Raw genomic sequence first — 26,426 nt, forward strand, 5'->3', positions numbered from 1 at the left:
ACTATTTACTATCATCCATTTTCAGTACAGCCATAAATGCTTCTTGTGGAACCTCTACTGAACCTACTTGTTTCATACGTTTTTTACCAGCTTTTTGTTTTTCAAGTAATTTACGTTTACGTGAAATGTCACCGCCGTAACATTTTGCAAGTACGTTTTTACCCATTGATTTAATTGTCGAGCGGGCAATAATTTTTTGACCGATCGCTGCTTGCACCGGCACTTCGAATTGTTGACGTGGAATAAGCTCTTTTAATTTTTCTACAATTACTTTTCCGCGTTCATATGCAAAGTCTTTGTGTACGATGAAACTTAACGCATCGACTTGTTCACCGTTCAATAAAATATCCATTTTGCTTAACTTAGAAGGCTGGTACCCGATTAATTCGTAATCGAACGACGCATAGCCTTTCGTATTCGATTTCAGGAAATCAAAGAAGTCGTAAACAATTTCCGCTAAAGGCATTTCATAAACGATTTTAACACGTGTGTCATCGATATAATCCATCCCCGAGAAGTTACCGCGTTTTTTCTGACAAAGCTCCATAACAGCACCTACATAATCGTTTGGTACCATAATTGTTGCTTTTACGTACGGCTCTTCAATGCGGTCGATTTTTTGCGGATCCGGCATCATTGACGGGTTATCGACTTTTAAAACCGAACCATCCGTTTTTGTCACTTCATAAATTACAGAAGGTGCAGTCGTGATTAGATCAATATTGAATTCGCGCTCAATACGTTCCTGGATAATTTCCATGTGCAATAGCCCTAAGAAACCGCATCGGAAACCGAAACCTAATGCCTGAGAAGTTTCTGCCTCATATTGTAATGCAGAGTCGTTTAATTCCAGTTTTTCAAGTGCTTCACGTAAATCGTTGTATTTTGCTGTGTCAATCGGATATAGACCGCAATACACCATCGGATTTAGTTTACGGTAACCTGGTAGCGGCTCTGTAGCAGCACGGCTGCCAGCATATGTTACAGTATCACCTACACGTGTGTCCTGAACATTTTTGATTGATGCTGTTAGGTAACCAACATCTCCTACAGTCAATTCTGCTTGAGGTATCGATTTCGGTGTATGAACCCCTACTTCGATTACTTCAAATTCTGCACCCGTTGCCATCATTTTAATTTTATCTCCGGCTTTTACAGTACCATTTACAATACGGATTGAGATGATAACACCTTTATACGCGTCATAAACAGAGTCGAAAATTAGTGCTTGTAATGGAGCATCCGGATCGCCTTGTGGAGCAGGTACTTTTTCAACGATCTGTTCCAGGATATCCTCGATCCCAATTCCTGCTTTTGCAGAGGCAAGTACTGCTTCAGAAGCGTCCAGCCCAATTACGTCTTCCACTTCAGCGCGAACACGCTCAGGGTCTGCAGCAGGCAAATCGATCTTATTGATAACCGGTAAAATTTCCAGGTCATTGTCCAGTGCCAAATATACGTTAGCCAGTGTTTGCGCTTCAATTCCCTGTGCAGCATCAACTACTAAAATGGCACCTTCACATGCCGCTAATGAACGTGATACTTCATATGTGAAATCGACGTGTCCCGGTGTGTCGATCAGATGGAAAGTATAGATCTCGCCATTTTTAGCATTATATTTCAATTGGACAGCATTTAATTTAATTGTAATTCCGCGCTCACGCTCCAGATCCATCGAATCCAGCAGCTGAGACTTCATTTCACGCTGTGTAACAGTTTGTGTTGATTCCAAAAGACGGTCTGCAAGTGTTGATTTCCCGTGGTCGATATGTGCAATAATCGAGAAATTTCGGATATTTTCTTGTCGTTTTAAACGTTGTTCTCGGTTCATGTATAATTCCTCTCCTAATTAGAAAAAACACCTGAGCCCATTAGGGTTTGGTGTCACTACATATGTAGATTATTCATCCATTTACTTTTCTACTAAAATACAGCCTCTATTCTCCATAATTTGAAGTAATGGAACAATAGAGGCATAACTTATTTTAAATTATACTATGAATTGTAGTGAAACGACAACAGCGAACCTTCACCTGCAATAGGAAAACCGTATTTCGCATCAAACATCTGCAAAATACGGTTTATCATATTCGAGCGGGCAGCTATGCTGAAATAGCTCAATATCTCTTACACTACCCGCCTGCTATTTGAATATCAAATAATACTTACACTGCTGATTCAACAAAAGCAACCCGGATTGCCTGCGCTATAATCGCCATTGTTCGCTGAAGCTCTTCTTCCGTGTTGTCGATACCGCCAAGTTCAATTAACAATACATTAGTCGCAAGATCCTGATTGTAAACACCGTCAACACCAGTACCCGACTTTTTAATAATACCGCGTGAAACGCCTGGCACAATACGGTTCATTTGCTCACTTAGCATTGTGGCATAAGCTAAATTCGCTTCATATGCAGGATGTTCCGCGCCGACTACTAAAGCAACCTTTGCATATTGTTCATTATTCGCTGTAAGTGTCGTAACTTTTTTAGGGGCTGAATCCCGATGGAAATCGATTACAAGATCATATTCGCTTCCTTCCAAATATTCGGCCAATACAGGTCGCGCCACTTTGTATGCCTGGTGAAATGTTGCATCAACCTGTTTCATTTCAGTCATCACATCAAAGTCAACAATATGCGGTGTTAAACCATTTAACTCAAGATAGTGCTGCATCATTTCCTGAAGTGAAAAAATATTCATTTCTTCGTCATAAACTGCCTGCATCCCTTTTGTTTTCTTGACGATCGGCTTATAGGACTCGTGTGAATGTGTGAACATCAGCAGTACATCGAATGGATCGGCTTTTGGTTCTTCCGGTACTGTGACAACTGGCTCTGCCGCTGCATAAACAACGTGCGGGCGTTCACTTTTACTTTTTTGTGTAGTCATTTCATTATTTGGAAAAGGGAATTGCCCAATAATGATAGGCAGTGAAAATAAAAATAAGAACAATAATGAGAAGCGTTTTAGTTTCCGCAAACACATCACCCTTTCTCCAATACAATATGGGAAAAGAGTAAATCTTAGAACGTATAACTAGTTTTTATTGTTCAGAAAATAAATTGCCGGTTAATTTCCGGCTTTTTGTTTTTCATCAAGCCATTTAAACAAGCTTTCACCTAGTAAAAATGCATATTGACTTAACCAGAAATCGACTTCTTTCGGTGTAACCATCAAACGCTCGGGATGTGTACTGAATACTTCTTCAAATAATTGTCTGCGGTCTTCCGTCGGCCATGTTGCCCACTGACCGAAAATCGGTTCAACGGTCGTTAAGTCGACTTCCTCATTTACAGGAGTCCAGCTTGTTACGGAAAGCTTGCCGGAAGGTTTTCCTCTTTCCTGTATTTTAGCCGCAATGGATCTGAATGCAACATCGATTGCATCCGCGATTAAAATCGGTGCTTCCACAACGGTCGGAACGCCGATTGCCGTAACCGGAACGCCGAGCACTTCCTTGGACACTTCCTTGCGATGGTTGCCGACACCTCCCCCTGGATGGATACCTGTATCAGTAAGCTGGATTGTACGGCATAAACGCGCACTCCCGCTTGTCGCAAGTGCATCGATAATAATGACGAGTGCCGGTTTAATACTTTCTGCCAATGCATGGATATAATCACTTGTTTCAAATCCAGTTTGACCGGTAACACCTGGGGCATACAATATAAACTTGGGCGAATCCAGTTCCGACTGTTTTTTATGCATGGCATCAATCGTGTACGGGCCGATCGCATCAGGTGTAATCGTCTTGTTCCCTAAGCCGATCACTAAAATTTTCGAATCCTCCGTAATTTTTATATCTTTGTGCAGATCATGCAGGTAATGGATTAAAGATTCCTGCATTTGTTCAAAACCATGGCGGTCTTCGGATGTTAGAGTTGGGATCGACAACGTTATATATGTCCCCTGCTTTTTGCTTATTTTTTCTTCCCCTGTAGCATTCACTTCAACTTTTGTGATTTTGACACGATTTTGTTGAGATTCTTCCATGTGTATGCCACGTTCACGTTCCAATGTTTCCTTTTGCTGTTTTGTCTGATGTTGGACGACTTCTTCTGTTTCATCAATTAAATCTGTTCGATTCCAGTCAATTTTTTTCATATTGCACCTCCACAATTCAGTTTGCACAAACTGTCAAGTAAATATTCTTTGCATTTATGTATTGCAATTCCTTCAATCCTTTGGTAGAATGATTTTTGTTGTATTGACACATGAAATAAGTGAGAAAATACTCATCTCGTACCTAAATCTAGGAGGTGAAAGAAATGCCAAACATTAAATCTGCTATCAAACGTGTAAAAGTTAACGAAAAAGCTAACGCTGCTAACGTACAAGCAAAATCTGCTATGCGTACTACAGTTAAAAAAGCTGAGCAAGCGATCGCAACAGGTGCTGAAAACGCACAAGAACTAGTAGTTGCTGCTTCTAAAGCATTAGATAAAGCTGCTTCTAAAGGTCTTATTCACAAAAACGCGGCTTCTCGTAAAAAGTCTCGTTTAGCGAAAAAAGCTTAATTGTAACTTAATAAAGCCAACTGTGCATCTGCACAGTTGGCTTTTTTCATTGTTTCCAAAAATATAGATTTCTATAGTTTCTTCATTAAAAAAAGTTCAAGATGGCGCTCACGGTTGCCGCCTGTAGTTTTCAGCTGGAGATCCACTTCCGCCAGACTATAAAGCGCCTGGAGCAAACGCTGGTCGGATGGGCGGTTTCTTTGACCTGAAATGACCTGAACCCTGTAAGGATGAATTTTAAGCTGTTTCGCAATCTGTTGCTGATGATAGCCCTTTTTTTGCAAATAAAAAATATTGTTCATCGTCCGGATATTATTTGCCAATAGACCTACGAGTTTGATCGGTTCTTCTTTTTGACGTAAAAGATCATGATAGATTTTGAGAGCCTCTTCCTGATTGTGGTCCAAATAGGCATTCAGCATTTTAAACGCATCATGCTCAAGCGTTTTCGCCACTAAATCCTCAACAAGTTCACGTGTAATTTCATGATCCTCACCTAGATACAAGGCCATCTTTTCTATTTCCATCTGAAGCTGGAGCATATTCGGACCGACCATTTCAAGCAGTTTACCGACTGCTTCATCGGTAATCGCTTTTCCATGGTGCTCTGCTTCGTTTTTTACCCATACATTTAAATCGTTGTTTTGGGGTGTTTCTGCTGCGATTACTGTACATTTTTCTTTCATAAGTTTCGTGACTTTTTTACGCTCATCCAACTTTTCGTACGGCGCGATAAATATGGTGATGGCTGTATCAGTAGGATGCTGCAGCCAGCTTTCAAGACGCTTTAAATCATGGTCAATCTTTTCCTTGCCTTTTTCAGTCGCTCTTAAAAATGATGCATTTTTAGCTATTATTAATTTACGTTCCGAGAAGAACGGAATCGTATCTGCTTCATCAATAACATAATCGATCGGCTGTTCACTTAAGTCAAAGGTCATGACTTCCGCTTCTTCATTTTTTTGAAGAGCCGCCTTCAATTGCTTAATTGTTTCATCTACAAAATAGGATTCTTCTCCTACAAGCAAGTAAACCGGTGCGAAATTCCCCTTTTTAAAATCTTGCCAAACTTTTGTAATCATATTGGGAACCTCCTTTACTTTCGTAGTTCTAAGTATACCATTTTTTACGTTATTGAGGATGTCCAGTTTCGCATCTTCATATGCCTTGAAGAACAATTCATATTGTCGATCTTCTATCTTAGGATTTTTTGAAACTCCTTCCGATCCAATAAACCAATAAAAGGAATAATTAGCATTTCATATAGCATTTTCAGTTAGAATATTCTATAATTATTGAAGATTAGGAGGGATACTTATGGCAGGACATCAAGATCCAAACTATGTAGCTGAAAACCCATTCGAAGGTCGTGGCCGCGCGATGAAAAGCAATGACTTCCCGGATGCCGGTTACGGTTTCGCCATCGGTGGCGGATTCTTCATCGTATTGTTTATTATCGCAACAATCGTAGAAGCAGCTACACGTCTGTAATTCCTTAAAAGCGGGATGGTTTCTTGTTAAAAATAAGAAACCATCCCCTTTTTTATTTCATATAAAGTAAATTCGATTTTTCGATGTACATTTGACTTTCTGAGACAGAAATTTCTACCGTACCATCTAATCCTGTTGTCGCATACGGGATATTTTTCTCCTCAAACAGTTTGACAACATCAATATGCGGATGATTATAGCGGTTATTTTCACCTGCCATAAATACGGCAAATTTAGGGTTTATTATAGTTATGAATTCCTCGGTGCTTGATGTTTTACTGCCGTGATGCCCCGCCTTCAATAGATCGATATTACGTAATTTCTCGTTATAAAGACGAATCAGCTCCCGCTCGCCTTCCTGCTCCAAATCCCCTGTAAACAATGCCCGAAATGCCCCATGCTTTACGAATAGAACGAGTGAATCATTATTTCCTTCATATTCAATTTCCAATGGCCATAAATATTCAAATGCTGTTTCCCCGATTTGCCACTTATGACCAGCCATTTTCTCGATCAGTTTCGTATTTGTGTTCTCCAGCTCATGCAGAAAATCGTCCATAACCGCCTCGGTGATCGAACCTGGTGTCACATGAACCTCTTTTACAATCACTTCCCGCAATATCTCTTCAGCCCCCTCTACATGATCGGCATCCGCATGCGACAGCATAAATGTATCAATCGTTTGGATTCCTCGCCCTTTCAAATAGGGAACGACAACTTGACGGCCAACTTCATAGGGACTTTTCCGCTCTTTCCATTTTTCCTGTTCAAACCGCAACAAGCCTCCTGCATCAATGACAATGACTGATTCTCTGCGCGGCAATTCAATGACAATACAGTCCCCTTGACCGACATTGACAAAGGCAATTTTCAGATCATTGTGAAAAACTGGCTGTATATGAAATATAATGGCAGGCGCCATTAAAGCAAAGATGACTTTCTTTAACGGGGCTTTCCGGTCAAGCAAATAAAAAGCGAAAAAAACCGAACCGTATAAAATGACAAGCCACATCTTCGTAGGTTTCCCAGGGTTCCACATTTGGACAATCGGCTGCTGAACGAAGAGAATGAAATTTGTCAGCGCTGTACGCAGCGGCTCATAAATAAGAAAGAAAATGGAGTCAAACGGGAATGGCAAAAAAGTCAGTACAAGTAACAACAGATTGACTGGTAAAATAATAAAGGAAAAAAGAGGGACGAAGAAAATATTCGCGATAAAAGAGGAAAGGCTGATTTCGTAAAAGTGGAACAGTAACAAAGGATATACGAGAATTTGGCAAACAAATGTAATATAAAAAGATTGTACCCAAAAATTTGAGTAGCGTGCCAAAATGCGGCTCGAATATACTAAGCTGTAAGCGGCCAAATAAGACAGCTGAAAGCCGACTTGAAAAACCGCACCAGGCTCTAAAAATACAAACCCGACAAAGCTGAGCGACAATGCATCATCCATCGGTATTTTCCAGCGCACATACTGCGCAAGCAAAATGAATTCCACGACACTGACCGCGCGCCAAATAGAGGGGGCCCCTCCTGCTAAAATTGCATATAACGGCAATAAAATAAGCAATAATACCGTAGCGACTTCCCTACGTATTCTCAAGCGAAGCAATATCTGAAAAAAGAGGTATGAGACAAGTGCGACATGCAAACCCGAAATCGCGAATAAATGGGTAATCCCAAGCTTTTGATAAGCGCGGTTTAATTGTTCATCGACATTTTCCTGGAAACCGATCAATAGAGCTTGTGCCTCTGCTGCAAGAGACGGCGGGAAAGTTTCTTCAATATGTTTTTTTAAGCGGAAGCGCTGTTCATAGATAGACTGCATGAAGTTTTTATTTTGCCGAAAATATTGGAGCTGTTGGACTTCAATGATCCCTCTTGCATGTTTACTTTGCAAATAGCGGGCCATAGAAAAGCCATAGCGGTGTGGGGGGAATGATGGGGATACTTGCTCCCCGGTTACAATAAAACTTGTACCAGCAAGCTGCTGTGCCTCGAAACGTTGTTTTTCTTTTTCTGTTTGCAATTCATAGGTGACATATACTTTGTTGCCGGATTCATCAAGCATGAACCCCCTTAGTGTCACACCATTTATATTGTACTCGTCAGTCCATGTCAATAATGCGGGTAGTTCAACCGGGATTGAAAGCTTATTGACTTCATAGGAAAAATAGCCGTAACTTCCAATGCCAACTATTAAAATAAACAACAGATGAATGTTTGCCAGTCGCTTATATAGACTAATTAACATCAATAACGCCAGCAAGAAAAGAAGCCTTCCCGATTCCAATGCAGCAAGTGCACTGATACAAACCGACAAGGCGTAAAATATCCAGTTATGCTTGAACAAGTTTACCAAATAAAGCATGCATCTTCTCCTCTAATGGGAGCAACTGATCGCGGCTTGCACCTAACTCACGAAGCTTTTCGAGCATCTCAGCAGTCAATGCGAACTTTTCATCTTGCAGAAAGTCTATTTTTGCTTCATCAAACGGGATATGTTCAACATGTACATCCGCTTTTTTGAACAGTTCCATTGCGTACATATTATTTTTATAATCTTTTGCATAATACACATTTTTGATGCCGGCCTGAATGATTGTCTTCGTACATGGGAGGCATGGGAAATGTGTGACATACAGATCTGCTCCATTTGATGGCGTACCATATTTTGCACATTGCAGTAATGCATTCGTTTCGGCATGTACTGTCCGGACACAATGGTTGTCCACAACGTAGCACCCTTCTTCGATACAGTGTTCGTCACCTGAAATCGATCCATTATATCCGCCTGCAATAATGCGCTTTTCCCGTACAATTGTCGCTCCTACCGCTAGACGGCTGCACGTGCTTCTTAATGCGAGTAAATGACTTTGCGCCATAAAAAATTGATCCCAAGTAATTCGCTCCATATGATAACCCCCAAATGTTTTGTCACATACCAGTTTATACGTAGTTCCTGACATTCGCAATGTAAGTTCGGTCAGAAATTTCAATTTATTTTACGTCGATTAAGTCCTTTAACTGCTCAAATGTCTTATCCCCGATTCCCGTTACTTTTTTTAAATCATCAATGACTTGAAAAGCCCCATGTTCATTCCGATGCTGAATAATCGCACCCGCTTTGGATGGGCCAATTCCTGGAAGCTGGGTTAACTCTGCTTCCATCGCTTTATTTATATTAATTTTCCCGGACGTACTTTCACTGCCGGAGCCGGTTGCCTGACCTGCCTGTATTATCTGTTCCATTACTTCTGCAGGCTCATCGCCCGTTTTAGGTATATAGATGACCATTTCATCCTGAAGCCTTTGAGCATGGTTAACGAGCACCGGATTGGCATCGTCTGTGTATCCGCCTGCTGCTTCAACGGCATCGACAATTCGTTGTTCTTCGGATAATGTATACACCCCCGGATATTTTACCGCACCTTTCACATCAACCATTACTGGCCTATGTTCAGTTTCGATCTCTGTTTCAGGATTTATGGAAGGTTCATCAAGAGCAGGAATTGTCATTTGGTCAATTGTTTCAATCGAAGCACTGTGTGGCGAATCATCGAGGAATAATAAGTAGATTAATACCGCAGCAACGACTCCGCCCAGAATCGCGAGCTGCTTTTTATACTTCTCCAGAAATGGCTGCAAAATAAAAAACACCCTTTCATAAAGAAGGTTTTATATATGGAGCTTACATCCACTATACAAATTCCGCTTCTTTATGAAAAGGTATTTCCATCTAAACTGCCGAAACTTACTTTTTCAGCAATTTTATTTAACCGCCCGAATAAAAATTCGCTCACTTTCATCAGTCGGTTGGATTGTCTTCCAGTCTGCCGTCACTTCAACATGAGAAAAACCGATTTCCTTCAGCCATTTCACATATTGACCATATTCAAATGTGCGCTGATAATGTTCTTCATCAAAACGTTCATACAGCCCGTTTTCTGTTAGTACAAAAAATGTCATTTGATGATACACCGAATGAGGTTCTTCACCCGGCTCAGTATGCCAAACATATGAAATTTCGCCGTCATCATAAGTAAATGGACCATCCAGAAAAATATCGTCCATTTTAAATAACGAGTGTACATCAAAAAATAGCTGTCCGCCTTCACGAAGACTGTCAAATATCCGTTTCAATGTTTCCACGACATTTTGCCGACCTTTAACATAATTGATCGAGTCAATTGGAATAATCGCCACATCCAGCTCGCTGAAACCGTCGAGTTCGTCCATTGACATAGCATATAGAGGCATTGATACTTTTTCATCTTCCATACGCGCACTTGCAATGGCAAGCATTTCTTCCGATAAATCAATCCCTGATACAGCGTAACCCGCTTTATGCAGCATTAATGCAAGCGTTCCTGTACCACAGCCAATATCGAGCAGATTTTTATAGTTCTGTGCAGGTGCATATGTCTGAATCCATTCTACATATTCCGTATACGGGATATCTGTCATCAATTCATCATAAACTTCCGCAAAACGCTCATAACTATTCATTGTCCATTTGTGGCGCGTCTAATTGTGGTGCATCTCCCCATAGACGTTCAAGGTTGTAATAGGCACGCTCATCTTTATGGAAAATATGTGCAACGACATCACCCATATCGACTAAAATCCAGCGTGCAGTATCAAAGCCCTCAAGCTTACGTACTGTGTAGCCCGCTTCTTCTGCTTTTTCTTTAATTTCACGTGCAATTGCCTGTACTTGGCGCTCTGAGCTACCTTCTGCAATGATGAAATAATCAGCTAACAGTGAAATCCCCTGCATATTTAATGCAACGATATCTTCTCCTCGCTTGTCATCGATTGCTTTGTACGTAATATTTAATAACGTTTCATTCATGTATGTTTATTCCTCTCTTATTAAGCTGTTGTAGCATTCAATTGAAACAGGGTAAATTGCCTGCTGTGACGAAACTAAAAAACTGAGCGTATGGGTCACACATGCCCGGAATGCATCCTGTAAACTGATGTCTGCCAATGTTCTTAGTTCCTCAACACCCTGGAACTTACGATTCGGTTCAATCATATCTGCTACATAAATAATTTTCTCAAAATTCGTCATATTCGCACGTCCGGTAGTATGGTAACGAATTGCATTTAAAATGGCTTCATCATTAATTTGAAATTCCGTCTCGACAATCCAGGCACCGACCGGACCATGCAGGATTTCTGCATTCCAGTCAAGCAGACGTTCATCCAGCCGCTGTTCCATTACGACTTGCTTCATCCAGTCAACATCCGCATATTTAGCGATATCATGGAAAATAGCCGCAGTCTCTGCTTTTTCTGGATTTTCACCGTACTGATGTGCTAAACGGATTGCTGTTTCCATTACACCAATCGTATGAATATACCGTTTTTCAGGCATTCGATCTTTAATCGCTGCCAGCATCGTTTGACGATCCATACAAACCTTCCTTTCGAATATACTGTTCAACTGCAGCAGGCAGTATAAACTGTAAAGGTGCCTCTGTTTGCTGTAATCGGTTTCGAATATATGTTGAAGAAAGGTCAATTTGCGGAGCTTCCACCATGCACACGTCGTAGGAAGACTTTGCTTCACTGCCCGGACGCTTCACTCCAACAAATGTGACAAGTTCCATTAACTCATCGATACGGTGCCATGTATGCAAAGAATCGATCATGTCCCCGCCGATAATAAAATAAAACTGAGTTTGTGGTTCACGTTCGCACAATGCTTTCATTGTATCGAATGTATAGGATACCCCTCCGCGCTCAAGTTCATATGTTTCCACATGAAAATACGGAATGCCCTCAATCGCCAGCTCAACCATCCGCAGACGCTGCGCATTTGTTGCTGAGCGGGCCAAATCCTTATGGGGCGGTTTTGCATTCGGCATAAAGCGTACTTCCGTCAAACCAAGCGCTGCGTATACTTCATTGGCCATCATTAAATGTCCAATATGCGGTGGATTAAAAGTTCCGCCAAAAAGACCGACTTTCTTCATTATATTTCACCTTATTTCGTAGCTACTTTTGGCAATACGATTTTTTTGTTGTTGCGTGATTCTTTATATAAAACAACTGTCAACCCGATCAGTTGAACAAGCTCGGCACGTGTACCGGCAGCCAGTTCTTCCGCCACGACATTTTTGTCTTCTTCACAGTTGTCTAAAATGCGTACTTTAATAAGTTCGCGTGCTTCCAATACATCGCGTAATTGTGCAATCATTGCATCATTTACGCCACCTTTCCCCACTTGGAAAATCGGATCTAAGTGATGTGCCTCAGCACGTAAAAAACGTTTTTGTTTACCTGTTAACATAATTTCCTCCTAATTGCGCCGTTAAACGGGCAATCATTGCATTTGTATTTGGATAATGACCTAGCCAGTGTTCGTAAGCAATCGCACCTTGATGCACAAACATGCCTAACCCATTGACAATTGTCGCACCTTTTTGCTCAGCCGCTTGCAAAAAAGGCGTCATTAATGGATTATACACAATATCTGCAGCAATTGCGCCTGCCGGGAACTTTTCAAGCGAAAATGGTAATGCAAAGTCGCCCGTAGTCATTCCTGCTGGTGTTGTTTGAATAAAAATTTCGTAATTCCCCAGGCTTTGTTCTGCTTCTTGCATTGAAACAGCCTGACCGGCATGTAATTCATCAATAATTTGCTGTGCTTTTTCAACTGTCCGGTTGGCAATTGTTATATTCGTATAACCTGTCATTTGAAGGGCATATGCAATCCCGCGTGCTGCACCGCCTGCTCCGATCAGTAAAACCGGTGCATTACGTTTCGTAGTACCGATTACATGCTCAAGTGATTTCACAAATCCCGGACCGTCCGTATTATAGCCCTTTAATTTACCTTCTGCAGTACGCACGACCGTATTGACCGCACCCATCTTTTCGGCAAGCTCGTCAAGTTCATCCAGAAAAGGAATGATCGCTTGTTTGTGCGGAATTGTTACATTCCAGCCGCTTGTCCCCAACAGTTTGAATGATTCAACAGCTTGTTGCAGATGTTCGGGCTTCACGTGTACCGGGATATACGTTGCATCCACATTCGCTTCTTCATACCATGCATTATGCATTTCTGGAGATTTTGAATGTGCAATCGGATCCCCAATAACCGCAAACCACTTTTTCATCGACAATTCCCTCTTTCCTACTACTGTTCATTCATTGCAAAATATCGACTGCGTTCCCTTAAATCAGTGATGGGCGAATGAATACTTCTACGCCTTTTGGTGCGTAGGCTGCTACGACAACATTGGCATGCTGTACGGTAACCCAGCCAAGTCCTGAAATAACTACATCCGTTTTCGGCTCTTTGATCGAAAACTCGTGACGAACTAATGGCGGTAATTGATTAATATGTTTAGACGTTGGAGGTGCCAGTAATTCACCTTTATGCTCTTCATACAATTGGTCCGCACGCTCCAGCTTCGTACGGTGGATCGGCAAATCATTTGCAACATGTACAGTAAATGCCGAACGTTCGCCCTGAATAAAATCAAAACGGGCAAGAGCACCGATAAATAGTGTTTGTCCGGGATTTTGCTGATACACTTTTGGTTTAATTTCTTTTTTCGGCATAATATATTTTAATTCACTTGAATCGATATGGTGTGCCATTTGGTGGTGATTGATAATACCAGGTGTATCATATAAAGATGATCCGTCATCAAGCGGAATGCCGATCATATCAAGCGTAGTTCCCGGGAAATGAGAAGTTGTAATAATTTCTCCCTCACCTGTAGCTTGCTTAATAATACGGTTAATAAACGTCGATTTGCCGACATTTGTACAACCTACAACATATACATCTTTGCCGTTACGGTATTCTTCAATCGCTTCAACGACTTCCTGCATGCCCATTCCTTTATGTGCCGAAACAAGCTTTACATCCACCGGCTTTAGTCCAAGTGCTTTCGCTTCACGCTTTAACCAGTTGATCACTTTCTTTTCTTTTACCGATTTTGGTAAAAGGTCTGCTTTATTTGCTACTAAAAGAACCGGATTATTTCCAACGAATCGGTGTAAACCTGGTAACCAGCTGCCATTGAAATCGAAAATATCCACGATTTTCACGATCAGACCTTGCTGTTGTCCAAGACCGTTTAAAATCCGTAAAAAATCATCATCCGTTAAGCTAACAGGTTGGATTTCATTATAGTTTTTTAAACGGAAACAACGTTGACAAATAATCATTTCCTTTTCCAGCGAGGATGCAGGTGCATACCCTAATCCATTTTTATCTTCAGTTTGAATCACTGTTCCACAGCCAATACATTGTGGCATTTCATTCATTCACTATTTCCTCCTAACTACTATTGCACCTTCATGCAAAAAAACTCGGGTCGCTTTTTAGTCTTCCCAAGGATACTTTCCTTTTCGCTTTAGATCGTTATATACACGACGTTCGACGAAGCGGTTAAATTTTGTAACGAGTCCATCAGAGTCAGCAACAGGACGTACTAAAAACGTATAAAGTTTTTGACGTTTTGCACCAATCACATCTGTTAGCAGCTGATCTCCCAGCATCGCAACTTCATGGCGGCGCAGACGCAGCTGAACAAGGGCCGCATAATATGCTGCACCTAATGGTTTTTTTGCACGGAAAATAAACGGTATGCCATGCGGTTCCGCAAACTGGCGCACCCGTGCTTCATGATTGTTTGAGGCGATGATAATTTTTATGCCTGCTTCACGCATCATTTCAAACCATTGTACAAGCTCTTCCGTCGCATCAGCGCGGTCCCATTCTACAAGCGTATTATCTAAATCTGTTATGATCCCTTTAATGCCTAAATCCTTTAATTTTTCCGGTGTAATTTCATATACACTGCGAATAAATTCATCTGGTAATAAAAAGTTGTACAAAGCCGTAACCCCTAACTCAAAATTTATTTATTCATTATACCATAGTAGCAAAGGCTTCTCCCATTTTTATCTTCGCCCCATTTGTAACATTCTCGGTAAATTCAATTGTATTTTGTTCGAATAACATCACAACGGTTGAGCCGAAAGCAAAATAGCCGATTTCTTCCCCTTTTTTCCACTGTGTTGACGTGTTTGTAAGTTCAATTGAATTCACAAAAGTCGCTCCTACTTTAATGAATGCTGTATAATGTTGTTTTTCATAGTTAATTTCACTAATCATACGATAATTATGACTGATCGGTTTTTTTCCGTATTGCAAGCCCATCTGGTTTACTGGATAAGACTTTTGTCCAAGTATGTATTGTCGCTTAACAACACCATCAATCGGACTATGGATGCGGTGATAATCTGCAGGGCTCAAATAAAAAACAATATATTTGCCGTTATTATACCTCTTTGCCTGTGTTTCATTTCCCATTAGATCAATTAAAGAATATGGCTTATTTTTCACAGTAAACATTTCCTGATCCACAATATTGCCGAATGCTTCTATTTTTGCATCAACCGGACTTGCAAATATATTTGTGCGCACATCTACCGGACGCACTTCTTCTTTCAACTGACGAACAAAAAAATCATGCAGGCTAGTAAATTCTTTTGGAGATTTTGAAACTTCTTGTATGTTAATTCCGTATATTTGACTATAGCTACGAATAAAATTTTTACTTAAACGTGATTGTGCAATCTGTTGTAAAATTTTCGAAGAGATTTTACCATTTGATAGTTCTATCATATTCCGGTATAATTTTTCCTTCATTCTAGGTCCTCCGGTTTTGATTAAGTATTGAAGCTTGCCGCTATGCTTTGGAAGCAAAATAACTACTATCCGCAAATGCGGGATAAAAGTAAATTATATAATGACTGGCCTAACAAAGAAAGGTCTTAATATGAATTAACTATTACCTTTTTTTAATAGAACAAGTATAATAGAATTTAGCCGATGTGCAAGGGAGTGTTTTCCAATGTTTCTACTTCAAAAAGTTGATTCAACGTTTAAAAAAATAAAAGCAAATGCTGCTAATATTATTACAATTACAAATATGTCGTTTGGTGGGGCTGCAATTATGGCTACGCTAAATGAGTATCATAGCTACAGTGTATTATTAATTTTTATCGCTGCTTTTTTAGATCGGTATGATGGAAAAGTTGCCCGTAAATTTAATCAGGAGTCCGAATTGGGAAAACAGCTCGATTCCATGGCGGATATTATTTCCTTCGGTGTAGCTCCTGCCCTGTTAATGTATGAAATGGCATTAATGAACGCAGGGTTTACAGGTATGATGATGCCAGTATTATTTATTGCAGCCGGTGCGCTGCGTTTAGCTCGATTCAATGTGATGGATTCAACAGGTTATTTCGTAGGTTTGCCGATTACAGCGGCAGGTACATTACTGACTATTTCTTATTTCTTTACAAATATGTTATCCGAAACGTTTTATTTAATTCTTTTCCCGGTGTTGGCACTATTGATGGTAAGTACGTTTACATTAAAAAAAGTGTAAGAGCAGAAATATCGCTCTTACACTTTTTTCATTTCTGCGCAAAATTCATCATATACTGTCGAAAAGATGAAAGGATGTTAATTGCTTGAGCGGTTTTGTGACAGCATTGGTTCAACTTTGGCTTGAGCTTCCCGCATTATTAGGTTATTTAAAAGGGCAGACGTTTTATAAACCGTTATCACGCGAGGAAGAAGAAGAAGTCATCAATCGTTTTATTAAGGGGGATGAGAGCGCTCGTGTCGAATTAATTGAGCGAAATATGCGGCTAGTTGCACATGTCGTAAAAAAATTCCATCCTTCACACGATTTGCTTGATGATTATATTTCAATCGGCACGATTGGTCTTATGAAAGCCGTAAGCAGTTTTACACCAGAAAAAAAGACCCGTCTCGCCACATATGCCGCCCGATGTATCGAAAATGAAATTCTGATGCATCTTCGTGCACAAAAAAAAGTGCAAAAAGATGTCTCGTTATTTGAGCCGATTGGTGTCGATAAAGATGGGCAGTCTCTTCAAATCCGTGATTTGCTGCAGCTTGACGAACCTTCAACAATTGAAAAAATTGAACGACAGGAGGATTTTGCCCAGCTGTATCGCTATTTGGATACATTAGATCCGCGTGAGCTCGAAATTATTTCCTACCGCTATGGACTTCAAAACTTCGACCCGCATACCCAAAAAGAAATTGCCAAAAGGCTCAATATTTCACGCAGCTATGTTTCACGTATTGAAAAACGGGCACTTATTAAGCTTTACCAGCAGTTTAAGCATGGAGAGAAAGAATAAGCCCTATGAAAGGCAAACTTCCGAAATACAACAAAAAAATGCCCAATCCTTTAATGTGATTGGGCATTTCTATGCTGATGCCAATTATAGTTTTGTAATGGCGTTTAATACGATTTCTGTTGAGTGTTTTGCTGCAACTGGTAAAAATTCATCAAAAGACATGCTTGATTCTTGTCCTGCAATATCTGATAATGCACGTATGACAACAAATGGAGTTTCAAATTGGTGGCAAACTTGCGCTACAGCCGCCGCTTCCATTTCCACGGCTTTCATTGATGGAAAATCTTTCCGTACTGCCTCAACACGCGCAGGGTTGCTCATAAATACATCGCCTGAACAAATTAGACCTACACTGTAATTATGCTCTCCCACTTCTTTAACTGCCTGTTTTGCAACTTCCATTAATTGTTCATCCGATTTATAAGCTGCCGGCATTCCCGCCATTTGACCGATTTCATAGCCAAAAGCAGTAACATCCACATCATGATGACGTACTTCATCGGAAATGACGATATCCCCAACTTTTAACGCTGCATCAAAACCGCCTGCAGATCCTGTATTGATAACAACTTTCGGATTAAACTTTTCCAATAGAATCGTCGTAGACATTGCCGCATTCACTTTACCGATCCCGCTTTTTAACAGTACGACTTCTTTGCCTTCATATGTACCCGTTGTATATTCACCATTTGCTATTGTTTCTGTTTGCGTATTTTGCAGTGCGTCTCGTAATAATTCTACTTCCTGCTCCATTGCACCGATTACTGCTATTGTCATTTATTCATTCCTCCAATTAATCTAGCTGACTATTCTTTTTTATTGCGAACCTTCCAAAGTTGTTAAAACTTCTACTTGAACCGGTTTCCAGCCTTCATTGTCAACCCATTCTATGCTTACTCGGTATTTTTGCTCTTTGTCCATCGATGTGACAACGGCAATTGCACTTTCCGTACTTCCGTTATTATTCACACGTAGGACAATACTGTTTTCCTGCTGTAAATCAAGGACACTAAAAATCGCTTTTAGTTTTTCTTCGTAATCAATATGCCCTTTTTCATATGTCGACACATGTTCACCTGTTTGTGCCGTCGGATAGGCCGGCCAATTCGGATTTGTAATGACTTCTTTTACGGACGGATCATCAGAAGGACTTACCGTGTCGCCTGATTCAGATGTTGGCTGTTCGGTTTCAGTTTCATCTGTAACGGTATCTTCCTCTTCTACTTCTTCCGGCACATTAGTTTCTGTTTCATTATCTTCCGTTTCTTGTCCAGCATCATCTTCCGGGACATCAGTTGCTACTTCTGCCGGCGAATCCTGCTCTGCTTTGTTTTCAGGTTCTGGCTCTTGTGTAATAATAAAAATTAATGTTGCCACAATTAATACAGCGACAATAGCGATCAAGTAATTTAATCTTTTATCCGCTTTTTGAAATTTCGTCTGTTTTGATTGTTGTTCAGCATACTGTTGTCGTGTTTGAAATCGTCTTTTTCGTTCCATTTCAATTCCTCCTATGCACACCTATTTTAGCATTAGAACAGCGAAGGTTGCACGGAAATTGAACATTGGAAACTCTGCCAAATTTATCTACATAAGAAAAGCAGCTAGCAATTGATGCTAACTGCTTCATAAATTATTTTACTTCTAAAATAATAACTTCCATTTCTCCGCCTGGTGTAGTCAGTTTTACAACATCATCCACATGCTTGCCCATTAAAGCTCTAGCAATCGGAGAGTCATTTGAAATTTTGCCTTCCATCGGATCAGCTTCAGCTGAACCAACAATTGTATAAGATTCTTCAAAGTTTGCACGTTTACCATTGATCAGTTCATCAAATGTAACTGTTTTCCCTAAAGAAATCGTATTTGATGTCTCGTCCTCTGTAATAATGACAGCATTACGCAGCATTTGCTCGATCAATGAAATACGACCTTCCACAAATCCTTGCTCTTCTTTTGCTGAATCATACTCAGAGTTCTCAGAAAGGTCACCGAAGCTGCGAGCTACTTTAATACGCTCTACTACTTCAGGACGCTTTACTGTTTTTAATGTGTTTAATTCATCTTCTAATTTTTGTTTTCCATCAAGTGTCATTGGATATTGTTTTTCGTTTGACATTATTCCCACTCCTTAGTATTAACTTGAAAACGTTTACTTTTGGCGTTTTCTATTTCTATTTCTAAAAATACGTATAAATTCAAAAGTTATTTTCACGTATTTTGTTCATAAATAACAGAAAACCCGACTACTAGTTTACGGTATGTGTAAATCCCTTCTTTTAGAAGAAGTTTACACCGTAATACGGGCAGCCGAATTTTATGATTAATTATTTATGTTGTTCTATCAATTTAAAATGTAAATGAAATTAATGTAAATACTACATCATCATATTACAAGTTTGATTCAGTTTCAAGAATTGTTTTTATTTTCGTTACCATTAAGTCAATTGCAACGTTATTTTCCCCGCCTTCAGGGATAATTACATCTGCATATCGCTTAGTCGGTTCGATAAACATATTGTGCATTGGACGCACTGCTGTTAAATACTGATCGATTACAGAATCAGCTGTACGGCCGCGCTCTTTAATATCTCGTTGAATGCGTCGGATAATACGTAAGTCGGAATCTGTATCCACGAATAATTTAATATCCATCAAATCACGAAGACGCTCGTCCTCCAGCACTAAAATTCCTTCAACGATAATTACATCTTTAGGTTCTACATGAATGACTACATCTGAACGTGTATGCTGTACATAATCATAGACTGGCTTTTCCACTGATTCATATGCAAGTAAACGGTGAATGTGCTCGATCAGCAAATCATTGTCAAATGCAAGCGGATGATCATAATTTGTTTCCAGACGCTGTTCAAACGTCATATGGCTTTGGTCTTTGTAATAATAATCCTGTTCGATTACTACTACTGAATGTTCACGAAATACATCGTATATAGAACGTGTCACACTCGTTTTACCTGAGCATGAACCTCCGGCAATTCCGATTACAACTGGACGGTTTGACATTTAATTATTCTCCTTTCGCATCATATCAAAACGTGATAATGAGCGATCAACTTTAAATTTAACGATTTGTAGTGGGTGGCGGGCAACATCTAGTTCATTGCCTTTTTCATCCCAAAGCTGGCCAACCGTCATTTTGAATGTATCCATATTAGGGCCGAAAAATTCTACCGTATCGCCTGTCTTGAAATAGTTGCGTTGTTCCAATGTAACCATTTGTGATTCGGCATCATAATCCATGACAAACCCGGCAAAATCCCACTTCATTTTATGCGAGTGAAAACCAAACATCTGTTGTTTATAGCTTGGCTCACCTTCAAAGAATGACGAAGCCGTTGCACGGTTTGCACAGCGCGCAAGTTCTTCCAGCCACTCTTTTTCGAATGTAAAGTTATCCGGATCTGCACAGTAGGCATCAATTACTTTACGATAAACGGAAATAACCGTTGCAATATAGTGAATCGACTTCATGCGGCCTTCCACTTTTAACGAATCAATTCCTAACTCAATCATGTGAGGAATGGATTCGATTAATTTCAAGTCTTTCGGGCTCATTGCAAACGGTGCTTCACCTTCGTTAAACAATGCTGTTTCTTCACCGTCTTTGTTTTCATATAAATCATAATCCCAACGGCAAGACTGACAGCAGCCGCCACGGTTCGAGTCACGTGCTGTCATATGGTTTGAAAGTGTACAGCGTCCGGAATAAGCGATACACATTGCACCGTGCACGAATGCTTCAATTTCAATGTCTACCTCTTCTTTCATTTTACGCATTTCTTCCCCGCCGACTTCACGTGCCAATACAACACGTTCCAAACCTTCTTCTTTCCAGTACTTTACCGCTTTCCAGTTGGATAAAGACTGTTGTGTAGAAAGATGGATTTCCAGTGAAGGCGCACACTTTTTACACGTTTCAATAATTAACGGGTCTGCAACGATAATCCCTTTTACGCCTGCTCCCTCGATTGCCTGCAAGTATTCTTCCAAACCATCCATATTTTCATTATGCGCAAAAATATTTGTTGTTACATAAACAACGGCACCATACTTGCTCGCAAATTCAACGCCTTCCTTCATTTCTTCAATTGTGAAGTTTCCTGCGTTTGAACGTAAACCAAATTCCTGACCACCAATAAATACAGCGTCAGCTCCATAGTGTACCGCTACTTTTAATTTTTCCAGGCTTCCTGCCGGTGCTAAAAGTTCTGGTTTTTTCGTAATTACTGTTTTTCCGTTAACTTCTTCACGGATTTTTTCATTTTGAATTAATTGTAGCATACTGCGTTCGTTCTCCTTCCTAGTAAACTGTTTCCTTGTAGATGAAGCCAGTATCCAGTGGACGTAACGCTGGCTGAATCGCTTCGATTTGCTCGAATAGCTCGGACTTAATGTCATCGTACGCATCTTCGCCTTGATCGAAATACATATCGATTGCTTGACGGTAAAGTTTTGTAACCGTTACCGTATAATCAAATGTTTGAAGGACACCATCAATTTTCAATGAATCGATACCCGCTTCAAACAACTCGTTTAACTCTTCGATAATGCACATATCATTAGGCGAGAAAATATGTGTGCCATTCATATCCTCATAGATCGGATATTTATTTTTACGCTCTTTATCGTGGAGGAACATATTTTTGTTTTCTTTGCGATTTTCGATTTCCATCGCTTCGTCACGGTACAGGAAGTAGTTTCCTAAAAGTGAGCGTTTAGATTGAAACATACAAGTCATACCATGTACTTGTACTTCGATTTCATGCTTTGTATTTTCTTTTATTTCAATCACTTCATCGACTGAAAGCTCACGTGCCAGTACAGCACGCTTACTTCCGCGTTCACCCCAATAGTTCACTTGGAAGAAGTTCGTTGCAGTCGTTTCCGGGTTCCAGTGCAGTGGTATTGTTACATTGTTTTCACGCACTGCGATAATTACTGCCGGATCCCCGAATAATAATGCATCTACCCCGATACGCTGCATTTGTACTAAATAGTCATCCAATGCATCTAAGCGATCGTTGTGAAACAATGCATTGACCGCTACATAAACCTTTTTACCTGCAGCGTGAATCAGCTTTGTCGCTTCTTCCACCTGTGCCACTGTAAAGTCTCCAGCCAAACGTAAGCCAAATTTTTGTTCACCGATCACAAAAGCATCTGCACCTGCCTCAAGTAGCGCTGTAATATGCTCAATGGATTGTGGTGTTACTAATAATTCTGGTTTTTTCACACTAATCACCTCTTCAAACAAATTAACAAACCATCACCGACAGGGAAAAAGGCACTCGAATAATCAGGATGTGCCATGATCCAGTCTGAAAATGTTTTTAAGTTGCGGATCATCGTTCTTTTTCTTCTAGGTACTTCTTTTATATCTAAATCTGATAATCCGTGCATATACATATTATCGATGTATAAAACGCCACCCGATGGAACGAGTGTTGCGTATTTTTCGAAAAACTTCATGTATTGCCCTTTTGCCGCATCAATAAAAACAGCATCAAAAGTAGAAGGAAGTGTTTCCGTGTCTACCTCTAACGCATCTCCCTCAATTACTTGTATGCGGTTTGCCACCTCTGACCTTGCAATGAATTCCTTGGCATACTGAACTCGCGACACATCGCGTTCTATCGTCACGATATGACAATCCGGAAGTGCTTGAGCCATTCGGATAGCAGAATAACCTATTGCCGTTCCGATTTCCAAAATCGATTTCGGATTTTGAATGCGCAAAATTTGATTCAGCGATTCAATCCCGGCAAGCTGCATGATCGGAACATGATTCTGTTCTGCGAAGCGTTCCATTTCCATTAGTAATTCATCACGTTCAGGAATGAAGGAAGCAATATAAGCGTCTGATAATTCCATTCGTCATTCTCCCTTTACCTGGTTGTTTGCGCACATCTTTCATTCACAAGAAAAAAGACGAAACGAAGATGTTTGCGCCTACAAAATTGTTATATAAGGACAAAAAATCACAATTTATAATAGCATGAAAAGAAAAGGAATGCGAATAATTTACTGAATTCCATCTTAAAACGGAAATTTCAAGCCATTCGATTCCTTTTCTACAACTTAACTTTCTTAACGTAGATATTTTTCGATGTTCGCTAAATGTTCATCATACGTTTTAGCAAAATGATTTATGCCCTCTTTATCTGCCAGGAAGTATAAATAATCTGTTTTTGAAGGGTTCAACGCCGCTTCAATTGATATTTTTCCGGCTCCCGCAATCGGTCCTGGAGGCAATCCGACGTTTTGATACGTATTATACGGGTTGTCCACTTCCAAATCTTCATACAGCACGCGGTCTTTATGCGAACCTAATGCATACAGTACGGTTGGATCTGTCTGTAAAGGCATTTCAATTTCCATACGGTTATAGAATACACTCGCAATTGTTTCACGATCAGTTTGTGCCGTTGCCTCTTCTTCAAGTAATGATGCAAACGTCAGCAATTCATGAACCGATGTTTCGCGTTCTTCTAAAAGAGGGGTATATTCGGAAACAATCGTATTCATCGCAGTAAGCATTGTACCGATAATTTCCTCAATCGATGGATTTTCCTCAAAGAACGGATATGTTGCCGGATATAAATAGCCTTCTAACGGATGACGAATGTTTTCCTTTAAAATATCTTCTGACAGCAAATCAGGATATTCAGTGATCAATTGCTCCACATAAGCGGCATCCGTCACTATTTTCATGAAGTCTTCTGCTTTGTGAGAAGTATTTTTCTGTACAACATCCGCTACTTGTTCGAGCGTTAACCCTTCCGGTACTGTCATTGTAAATACAGGCTCGCGATACACACGACCTGTCTTTAAGCTTTCAATAATTTCGTCGAGGGTCATGGATTTTGTTAAAGAATAGCTGCCGGCTTGGAATTCCGATTCATTTTTAAACTTAGTATAATATTTAAAAATCTGCGCATTCTTTACAATGCCCTTATCTTCTAAAATGGTTGATATTAATGTAATACCTGAACCCATCGGAATTTCGACTTCAACTTTTTCGTTCGAATCCGGGTCCATCGGTTTCAATGCCGAAGTCACATAGTTGTATCCTGCGAAACCGACAATGGCAATAATCAGAAAAGCTACCAACGCGATAATTCCTACTATTTTACGCACCGTTTTGACTTCTCCTTTGCGCTCTTTCATTTTATTGAACATTTCTTGTTTCTTATTTTCGTCTAGCACGGGAGCCCCCCCTTTTTCTCTTCCATAATGATACATAAAAAAACCTTTCGACACAATATCGAGCCACGAAAGGTATGTAAATTCCCACTATTTGCGACGTTTTATAATAGAAAATGTTCGTTTTTGTCTAATTTTGCCCAATAAAAAACCTTACTGACGTATTCATTGTCAGTAAGGTTCTTGAAATTAGTTTTGTGCTAATGAGTTTAATACTTGTTCGACCATTTCCCACTCTGCATCGGTTTCGATAGGAAGCAGGTCCGCTACTTCACCATTGTCGCCCGAGATATAGGCAGAAGCATATACTTCCTCCAATTGAGGCTCATCGTCTTCCATAATTGCATAGAACAAATAATTTTTTCCGTTGTTTTCGAATCGGTGCAATATTTGGCACATAACTTCTTCGTCATCTTCATTCGTAATTGTGAAGTAATTTGTCTGATCCGCGCCGAATTCCGACAGCACAGTATTCATAACTTCTTCAACCATTGCCCATTCTTCATCAGTTTCAATATCCGAGAATCCGCTCATTTCACCATTCTCATCAAGAATATAGCGAAGTGCCGAAATACCAGCTTCTTCATCACCGATTAATGAGAATAAAACATAAGAATGTTCTTCCGAATCAAATGTAAATACAACGCGGCATTGCTGCTCTCCGCCGTCTTCTTTTTGCAAAATAAAAATATTTTCTTCCATATTTTTTCCTCCCACTTAATGAATAAAACAGAGCAGGCTCATCACCTGCTCTGTTTTATCGTGTCAAATGAATTATTCTTCTTCGCCTAATTCGTCTTCGATTTGATTTAATACTTCTTCGATAAAATCCCATTCTGCTTCTGTTTCAATTGGCGTTAATTCGCCATCTTCACCGTTTTCAGCAGGAACGAATGCAGATGCAAAGATTTCAACTGCTCCATCTTCATCTTCTTCTGCGCCTACTAAAGAATATAATACATATGATTTACCGAACTCTTCTGAATCGAAAGTGTGTAAAATTTCGCAAAGTTGTTCGTTGCCGTTTTCATCGACTACTGTAATGTTATTTTGTTGTTCTGACATGATCGTCACCTCTTCATAATATTTAGGCATTGGTGCCTGTTGCTGCTCAATTCATTATACATAAAGCCTTTTCGGATAAGTACAAAAAAGCCTTATGTAGAGCAACTTTAGTTTTTACTATCTAAATAACCTTGTAAAATCATGACAGCAGCCATTTTATCAATAACTAGCTTTCTTTTTTTACGGCTTACGTCTGCTTCGATCAGCATACGCTCAGCAGCCATCGTTGTCATACGCTCGTCCCAAAGCTTAACAGGAAAACCGAATGTATCTTCCAGCAACTTTTTATAGCTTTCGGAAGCTTCACCTCGAGGACCAATTGTATTATTCATGTTTTTCGGGTAGCCTACAACAAATTCAGTTACATTGTGTTCCTTTACAAGCACTTTAATACGTTCAATACCAAATTCGCCTGCCGCTTCATCGATTTTTATCGTCTCGATACCTTGCGCTGTCCATCCTAGCGCATCGCTAATTGCAACGCCGACTGTTTTCGAGCCGACGTCTAAACCCATAATCCTCATTTATCCGCCTCAGTATTCTTTCTAATATAAAATCTAACGAGTTCCTCTAAAATCTCGTCACGCTCAAGCTTGCGGATTAAATTACGTGCGTCCTGGTGGCGAGGGATGTATGCCGGGTCGCCAGATAATAAATACCCTACAATTTGATTTGTTGGATTATACCCTTTTTCCTCTAAAGCCGTATACACCTTCAGCATCACTTGCTTTACTTCTTGTTCCATGGATTCTTCTGGAAAACTGAATTTCATTGTTTTATCGAAAGAACTCAAGACCAGCACCTCGCTTTCAGCAATGAGGAGATGAAGCACACTCTCCCATCTCCATTTATATCATTATAACTTATTCCTGCAAGCACTTCAAATATGCCAGTAGTAAAATTTAGATAT

Annotated in this window: 32 protein-coding genes; 4 read left to right on the forward strand and 28 right to left on the reverse strand. The window is 40.1% G+C overall.

The window, feature by feature from the left end:
* Position 1 precedes the first annotated feature (1 nt).
* The 3 genes from lepA to gpr all read right to left on the reverse strand — a co-directional run bounded on the left by lepA (position 2) and on the right by gpr (position 4,106).
* Complete coding sequence (lepA, locus tag MKX73_RS00005) at positions 2 to 1,831, reverse strand: translation elongation factor 4 (RefSeq protein ID WP_340715760.1); 1,830 nt, start codon at positions 1,829 to 1,831, stop codon at positions 2 to 4.
* Between the two features lie 334 nt (positions 1,832 to 2,165).
* Positions 2,166 to 2,987 (reverse strand): stage II sporulation protein P, encoded by an 822-nt coding sequence (spoIIP, locus tag MKX73_RS00010; RefSeq protein WP_340715761.1) that lies wholly within the window; start codon positions 2,985 to 2,987, stop codon positions 2,166 to 2,168.
* Between the two features lie 84 nt (positions 2,988 to 3,071).
* On the reverse strand, positions 3,072 to 4,106 hold the full coding sequence (gene gpr / locus MKX73_RS00015) for a GPR endopeptidase (protein ID WP_340715762.1): 1,035 nt from the start codon (positions 4,104 to 4,106) through the stop codon (positions 3,072 to 3,074).
* A 164-nt stretch (positions 4,107 to 4,270) separates the two neighbouring features.
* Here gpr and rpsT point away from each other — a divergent pair, with 164 nt between their 5' ends.
* A complete protein-coding gene (rpsT, locus tag MKX73_RS00020; protein WP_251686766.1) occupies positions 4,271 to 4,519 on the forward strand; it encodes a 30S ribosomal protein S20 in 249 nt (82 codons plus the stop codon).
* Positions 4,520 to 4,590: 71 nt separating this feature from the next.
* On the opposite strand, the gene holA is transcribed toward rpsT, so the two are convergent.
* Positions 4,591 to 5,601, reverse strand: coding sequence for a DNA polymerase III subunit delta (holA, locus tag MKX73_RS00025; RefSeq protein ID WP_340715763.1), 1,011 nt, complete (start codon positions 5,599 to 5,601; stop codon positions 4,591 to 4,593).
* Positions 5,602 to 5,836: 235 nt separating this feature from the next.
* Between holA and MKX73_RS00030 the strand changes: the two genes are divergently transcribed.
* On the forward strand, positions 5,837 to 6,010 hold the full coding sequence (locus tag MKX73_RS00030; protein ID WP_079527924.1) for a YqzM family protein: 174 nt from the start codon (positions 5,837 to 5,839) through the stop codon (positions 6,008 to 6,010).
* A gap of 52 nt (positions 6,011 to 6,062) precedes the next feature.
* Here MKX73_RS00030 and MKX73_RS00035 read toward each other — a convergent pair whose 3' ends face one another.
* The 12 genes from MKX73_RS00035 to MKX73_RS00090 all read right to left on the reverse strand — a co-directional run bounded on the left by MKX73_RS00035 (position 6,063) and on the right by MKX73_RS00090 (position 15,692).
* Positions 6,063 to 8,381 (reverse strand): DNA internalization-related competence protein ComEC/Rec2, encoded by a 2,319-nt coding sequence (locus tag MKX73_RS00035; RefSeq protein ID WP_340715764.1) that lies wholly within the window; start codon positions 8,379 to 8,381, stop codon positions 6,063 to 6,065.
* Complete coding sequence (locus tag MKX73_RS00040; RefSeq protein WP_340715765.1) at positions 8,350 to 8,925, reverse strand: ComE operon protein 2; 576 nt, start codon at positions 8,923 to 8,925, stop codon at positions 8,350 to 8,352. The genes MKX73_RS00035 and MKX73_RS00040 overlap by 32 nt, the downstream gene beginning before the upstream one ends.
* 85 nt (positions 8,926 to 9,010) lie before the next feature.
* The gene (locus MKX73_RS00045; RefSeq protein WP_340715766.1) at positions 9,011 to 9,658 is read right to left on the reverse strand and encodes a helix-hairpin-helix domain-containing protein; all 648 of its coding nucleotides are present in this window, start codon (positions 9,656 to 9,658) and stop codon (positions 9,011 to 9,013) included.
* A 123-nt stretch (positions 9,659 to 9,781) separates the two neighbouring features.
* On the reverse strand, positions 9,782 to 10,519 hold the full coding sequence (locus MKX73_RS00050; RefSeq protein ID WP_340715767.1) for a class I SAM-dependent DNA methyltransferase: 738 nt from the start codon (positions 10,517 to 10,519) through the stop codon (positions 9,782 to 9,784).
* Positions 10,512 to 10,865, reverse strand: a complete 354-nt coding sequence (gene rsfS / locus MKX73_RS00055; protein WP_008407622.1) for a ribosome silencing factor — start codon at positions 10,863 to 10,865, stop codon at positions 10,512 to 10,514. Before rsfS ends, MKX73_RS00050 begins: the two co-directional genes overlap by 8 nt.
* A gap of 6 nt (positions 10,866 to 10,871) precedes the next feature.
* Entirely contained in the window at positions 10,872 to 11,432 is a 561-nt protein-coding gene (yqeK, locus tag MKX73_RS00060; protein ID WP_340715768.1) for a bis(5'-nucleosyl)-tetraphosphatase (symmetrical) YqeK, read from the reverse strand.
* Positions 11,401 to 11,994 carry a nicotinate-nucleotide adenylyltransferase gene (locus tag MKX73_RS00065; RefSeq protein ID WP_340715769.1) on the reverse strand — a complete coding sequence of 198 codons (594 nt, stop codon included), beginning with the start codon at positions 11,992 to 11,994 and terminating at the stop codon, positions 11,401 to 11,403. Before MKX73_RS00065 ends, yqeK begins: the two co-directional genes overlap by 32 nt.
* A gap of 11 nt (positions 11,995 to 12,005) precedes the next feature.
* On the reverse strand, positions 12,006 to 12,311 hold the full coding sequence (yhbY, locus tag MKX73_RS00070) for a ribosome assembly RNA-binding protein YhbY (RefSeq protein WP_008407625.1): 306 nt from the start codon (positions 12,309 to 12,311) through the stop codon (positions 12,006 to 12,008).
* On the reverse strand, positions 12,298 to 13,140 hold the full coding sequence (aroE, locus tag MKX73_RS00075; protein ID WP_340715770.1) for a shikimate dehydrogenase: 843 nt from the start codon (positions 13,138 to 13,140) through the stop codon (positions 12,298 to 12,300). Before aroE ends, yhbY begins: the two co-directional genes overlap by 14 nt.
* 58 nt (positions 13,141 to 13,198) lie before the next feature.
* Positions 13,199 to 14,302 (reverse strand): ribosome biogenesis GTPase YqeH, encoded by a 1,104-nt coding sequence (gene yqeH, locus MKX73_RS00080; protein ID WP_340715771.1) that lies wholly within the window; start codon positions 14,300 to 14,302, stop codon positions 13,199 to 13,201.
* 57 nt (positions 14,303 to 14,359) lie between these two features.
* Positions 14,360 to 14,875, reverse strand: coding sequence for a YqeG family HAD IIIA-type phosphatase (locus tag MKX73_RS00085; RefSeq protein WP_340715772.1), 516 nt, complete (start codon positions 14,873 to 14,875; stop codon positions 14,360 to 14,362).
* 34 nt (positions 14,876 to 14,909) lie between these two features.
* A complete protein-coding gene (locus MKX73_RS00090; RefSeq protein ID WP_340715773.1) occupies positions 14,910 to 15,692 on the reverse strand; it encodes a phosphatidylserine decarboxylase in 783 nt (260 codons plus the stop codon).
* 205 nt (positions 15,693 to 15,897) lie between these two features.
* On the opposite strand from MKX73_RS00090, the gene pssA reads away from it, so the two are divergent.
* A complete protein-coding gene (gene pssA / locus MKX73_RS00095; protein ID WP_079527946.1) occupies positions 15,898 to 16,437 on the forward strand; it encodes a CDP-diacylglycerol--serine O-phosphatidyltransferase in 540 nt (179 codons plus the stop codon).
* 85 nt (positions 16,438 to 16,522) lie between these two features.
* Positions 16,523 to 17,224 (forward strand): RNA polymerase sporulation sigma factor SigK, encoded by a 702-nt coding sequence (gene sigK, locus MKX73_RS00100; RefSeq protein ID WP_079527948.1) that lies wholly within the window; start codon positions 16,523 to 16,525, stop codon positions 17,222 to 17,224.
* Between the two features lie 84 nt (positions 17,225 to 17,308).
* Here the strand turns inward: sigK and mtnN are convergent, their stop codons facing one another.
* The 12 genes from mtnN to MKX73_RS00160 form a co-directional block, all read right to left on the reverse strand.
* A complete protein-coding gene (mtnN, locus tag MKX73_RS00105; protein WP_340715774.1) occupies positions 17,309 to 18,001 on the reverse strand; it encodes a 5'-methylthioadenosine/S-adenosylhomocysteine nucleosidase in 693 nt (230 codons plus the stop codon).
* A gap of 39 nt (positions 18,002 to 18,040) precedes the next feature.
* Entirely contained in the window at positions 18,041 to 18,724 is a 684-nt protein-coding gene (locus tag MKX73_RS00110; protein ID WP_340715775.1) for a YrrS family protein, read from the reverse strand.
* A gap of 133 nt (positions 18,725 to 18,857) precedes the next feature.
* On the reverse strand, positions 18,858 to 19,343 hold the full coding sequence (gene greA / locus MKX73_RS00115; protein WP_340715776.1) for a transcription elongation factor GreA: 486 nt from the start codon (positions 19,341 to 19,343) through the stop codon (positions 18,858 to 18,860).
* 272 nt (positions 19,344 to 19,615) lie between these two features.
* Entirely contained in the window at positions 19,616 to 20,251 is a 636-nt protein-coding gene (gene udk, locus MKX73_RS00120; RefSeq protein ID WP_340715777.1) for a uridine kinase, read from the reverse strand.
* Complete coding sequence (locus MKX73_RS00125; protein ID WP_340715778.1) at positions 20,252 to 21,529, reverse strand: peptidase U32 family protein; 1,278 nt, start codon at positions 21,527 to 21,529, stop codon at positions 20,252 to 20,254. It abuts the gene before it with no gap.
* A gap of 19 nt (positions 21,530 to 21,548) precedes the next feature.
* Positions 21,549 to 22,481: a peptidase U32 family protein gene (locus MKX73_RS00130; RefSeq protein WP_340715779.1), complete on the reverse strand. Its 933-nt coding sequence runs from the start codon at positions 22,479 to 22,481 to the stop codon at positions 21,549 to 21,551.
* 5 nt (positions 22,482 to 22,486) lie between these two features.
* Positions 22,487 to 23,119 (reverse strand): O-methyltransferase, encoded by a 633-nt coding sequence (locus MKX73_RS00135; RefSeq protein WP_340715780.1) that lies wholly within the window; start codon positions 23,117 to 23,119, stop codon positions 22,487 to 22,489.
* Between the two features lie 216 nt (positions 23,120 to 23,335).
* Positions 23,336 to 24,454 (reverse strand): endolytic transglycosylase MltG, encoded by a 1,119-nt coding sequence (mltG, locus tag MKX73_RS00140; RefSeq protein ID WP_340715781.1) that lies wholly within the window; start codon positions 24,452 to 24,454, stop codon positions 23,336 to 23,338.
* 186 nt (positions 24,455 to 24,640) lie between these two features.
* Entirely contained in the window at positions 24,641 to 25,153 is a 513-nt protein-coding gene (locus MKX73_RS00145) for a DUF1292 domain-containing protein (RefSeq protein WP_340715782.1), read from the reverse strand.
* Between the two features lie 72 nt (positions 25,154 to 25,225).
* A complete protein-coding gene (locus tag MKX73_RS00150; RefSeq protein ID WP_340715783.1) occupies positions 25,226 to 25,516 on the reverse strand; it encodes a DUF1292 domain-containing protein in 291 nt (96 codons plus the stop codon).
* 107 nt (positions 25,517 to 25,623) lie between these two features.
* On the reverse strand, positions 25,624 to 26,040 hold the full coding sequence (ruvX, locus tag MKX73_RS00155) for a Holliday junction resolvase RuvX (RefSeq protein WP_340715784.1): 417 nt from the start codon (positions 26,038 to 26,040) through the stop codon (positions 25,624 to 25,626).
* Positions 26,037 to 26,309: an IreB family regulatory phosphoprotein gene (locus tag MKX73_RS00160; protein ID WP_014823361.1), complete on the reverse strand. Its 273-nt coding sequence runs from the start codon at positions 26,307 to 26,309 to the stop codon at positions 26,037 to 26,039. The genes ruvX and MKX73_RS00160 overlap by 4 nt, the downstream gene beginning before the upstream one ends.
* Positions 26,310 to 26,426 lie beyond the last annotated feature (117 nt).

It is taken from the genome of Solibacillus sp. FSL W7-1436, assembly GCF_038007305.1.
Taxonomy (GTDB): domain Bacteria; phylum Bacillota; class Bacilli; order Bacillales_A; family Planococcaceae; genus Solibacillus.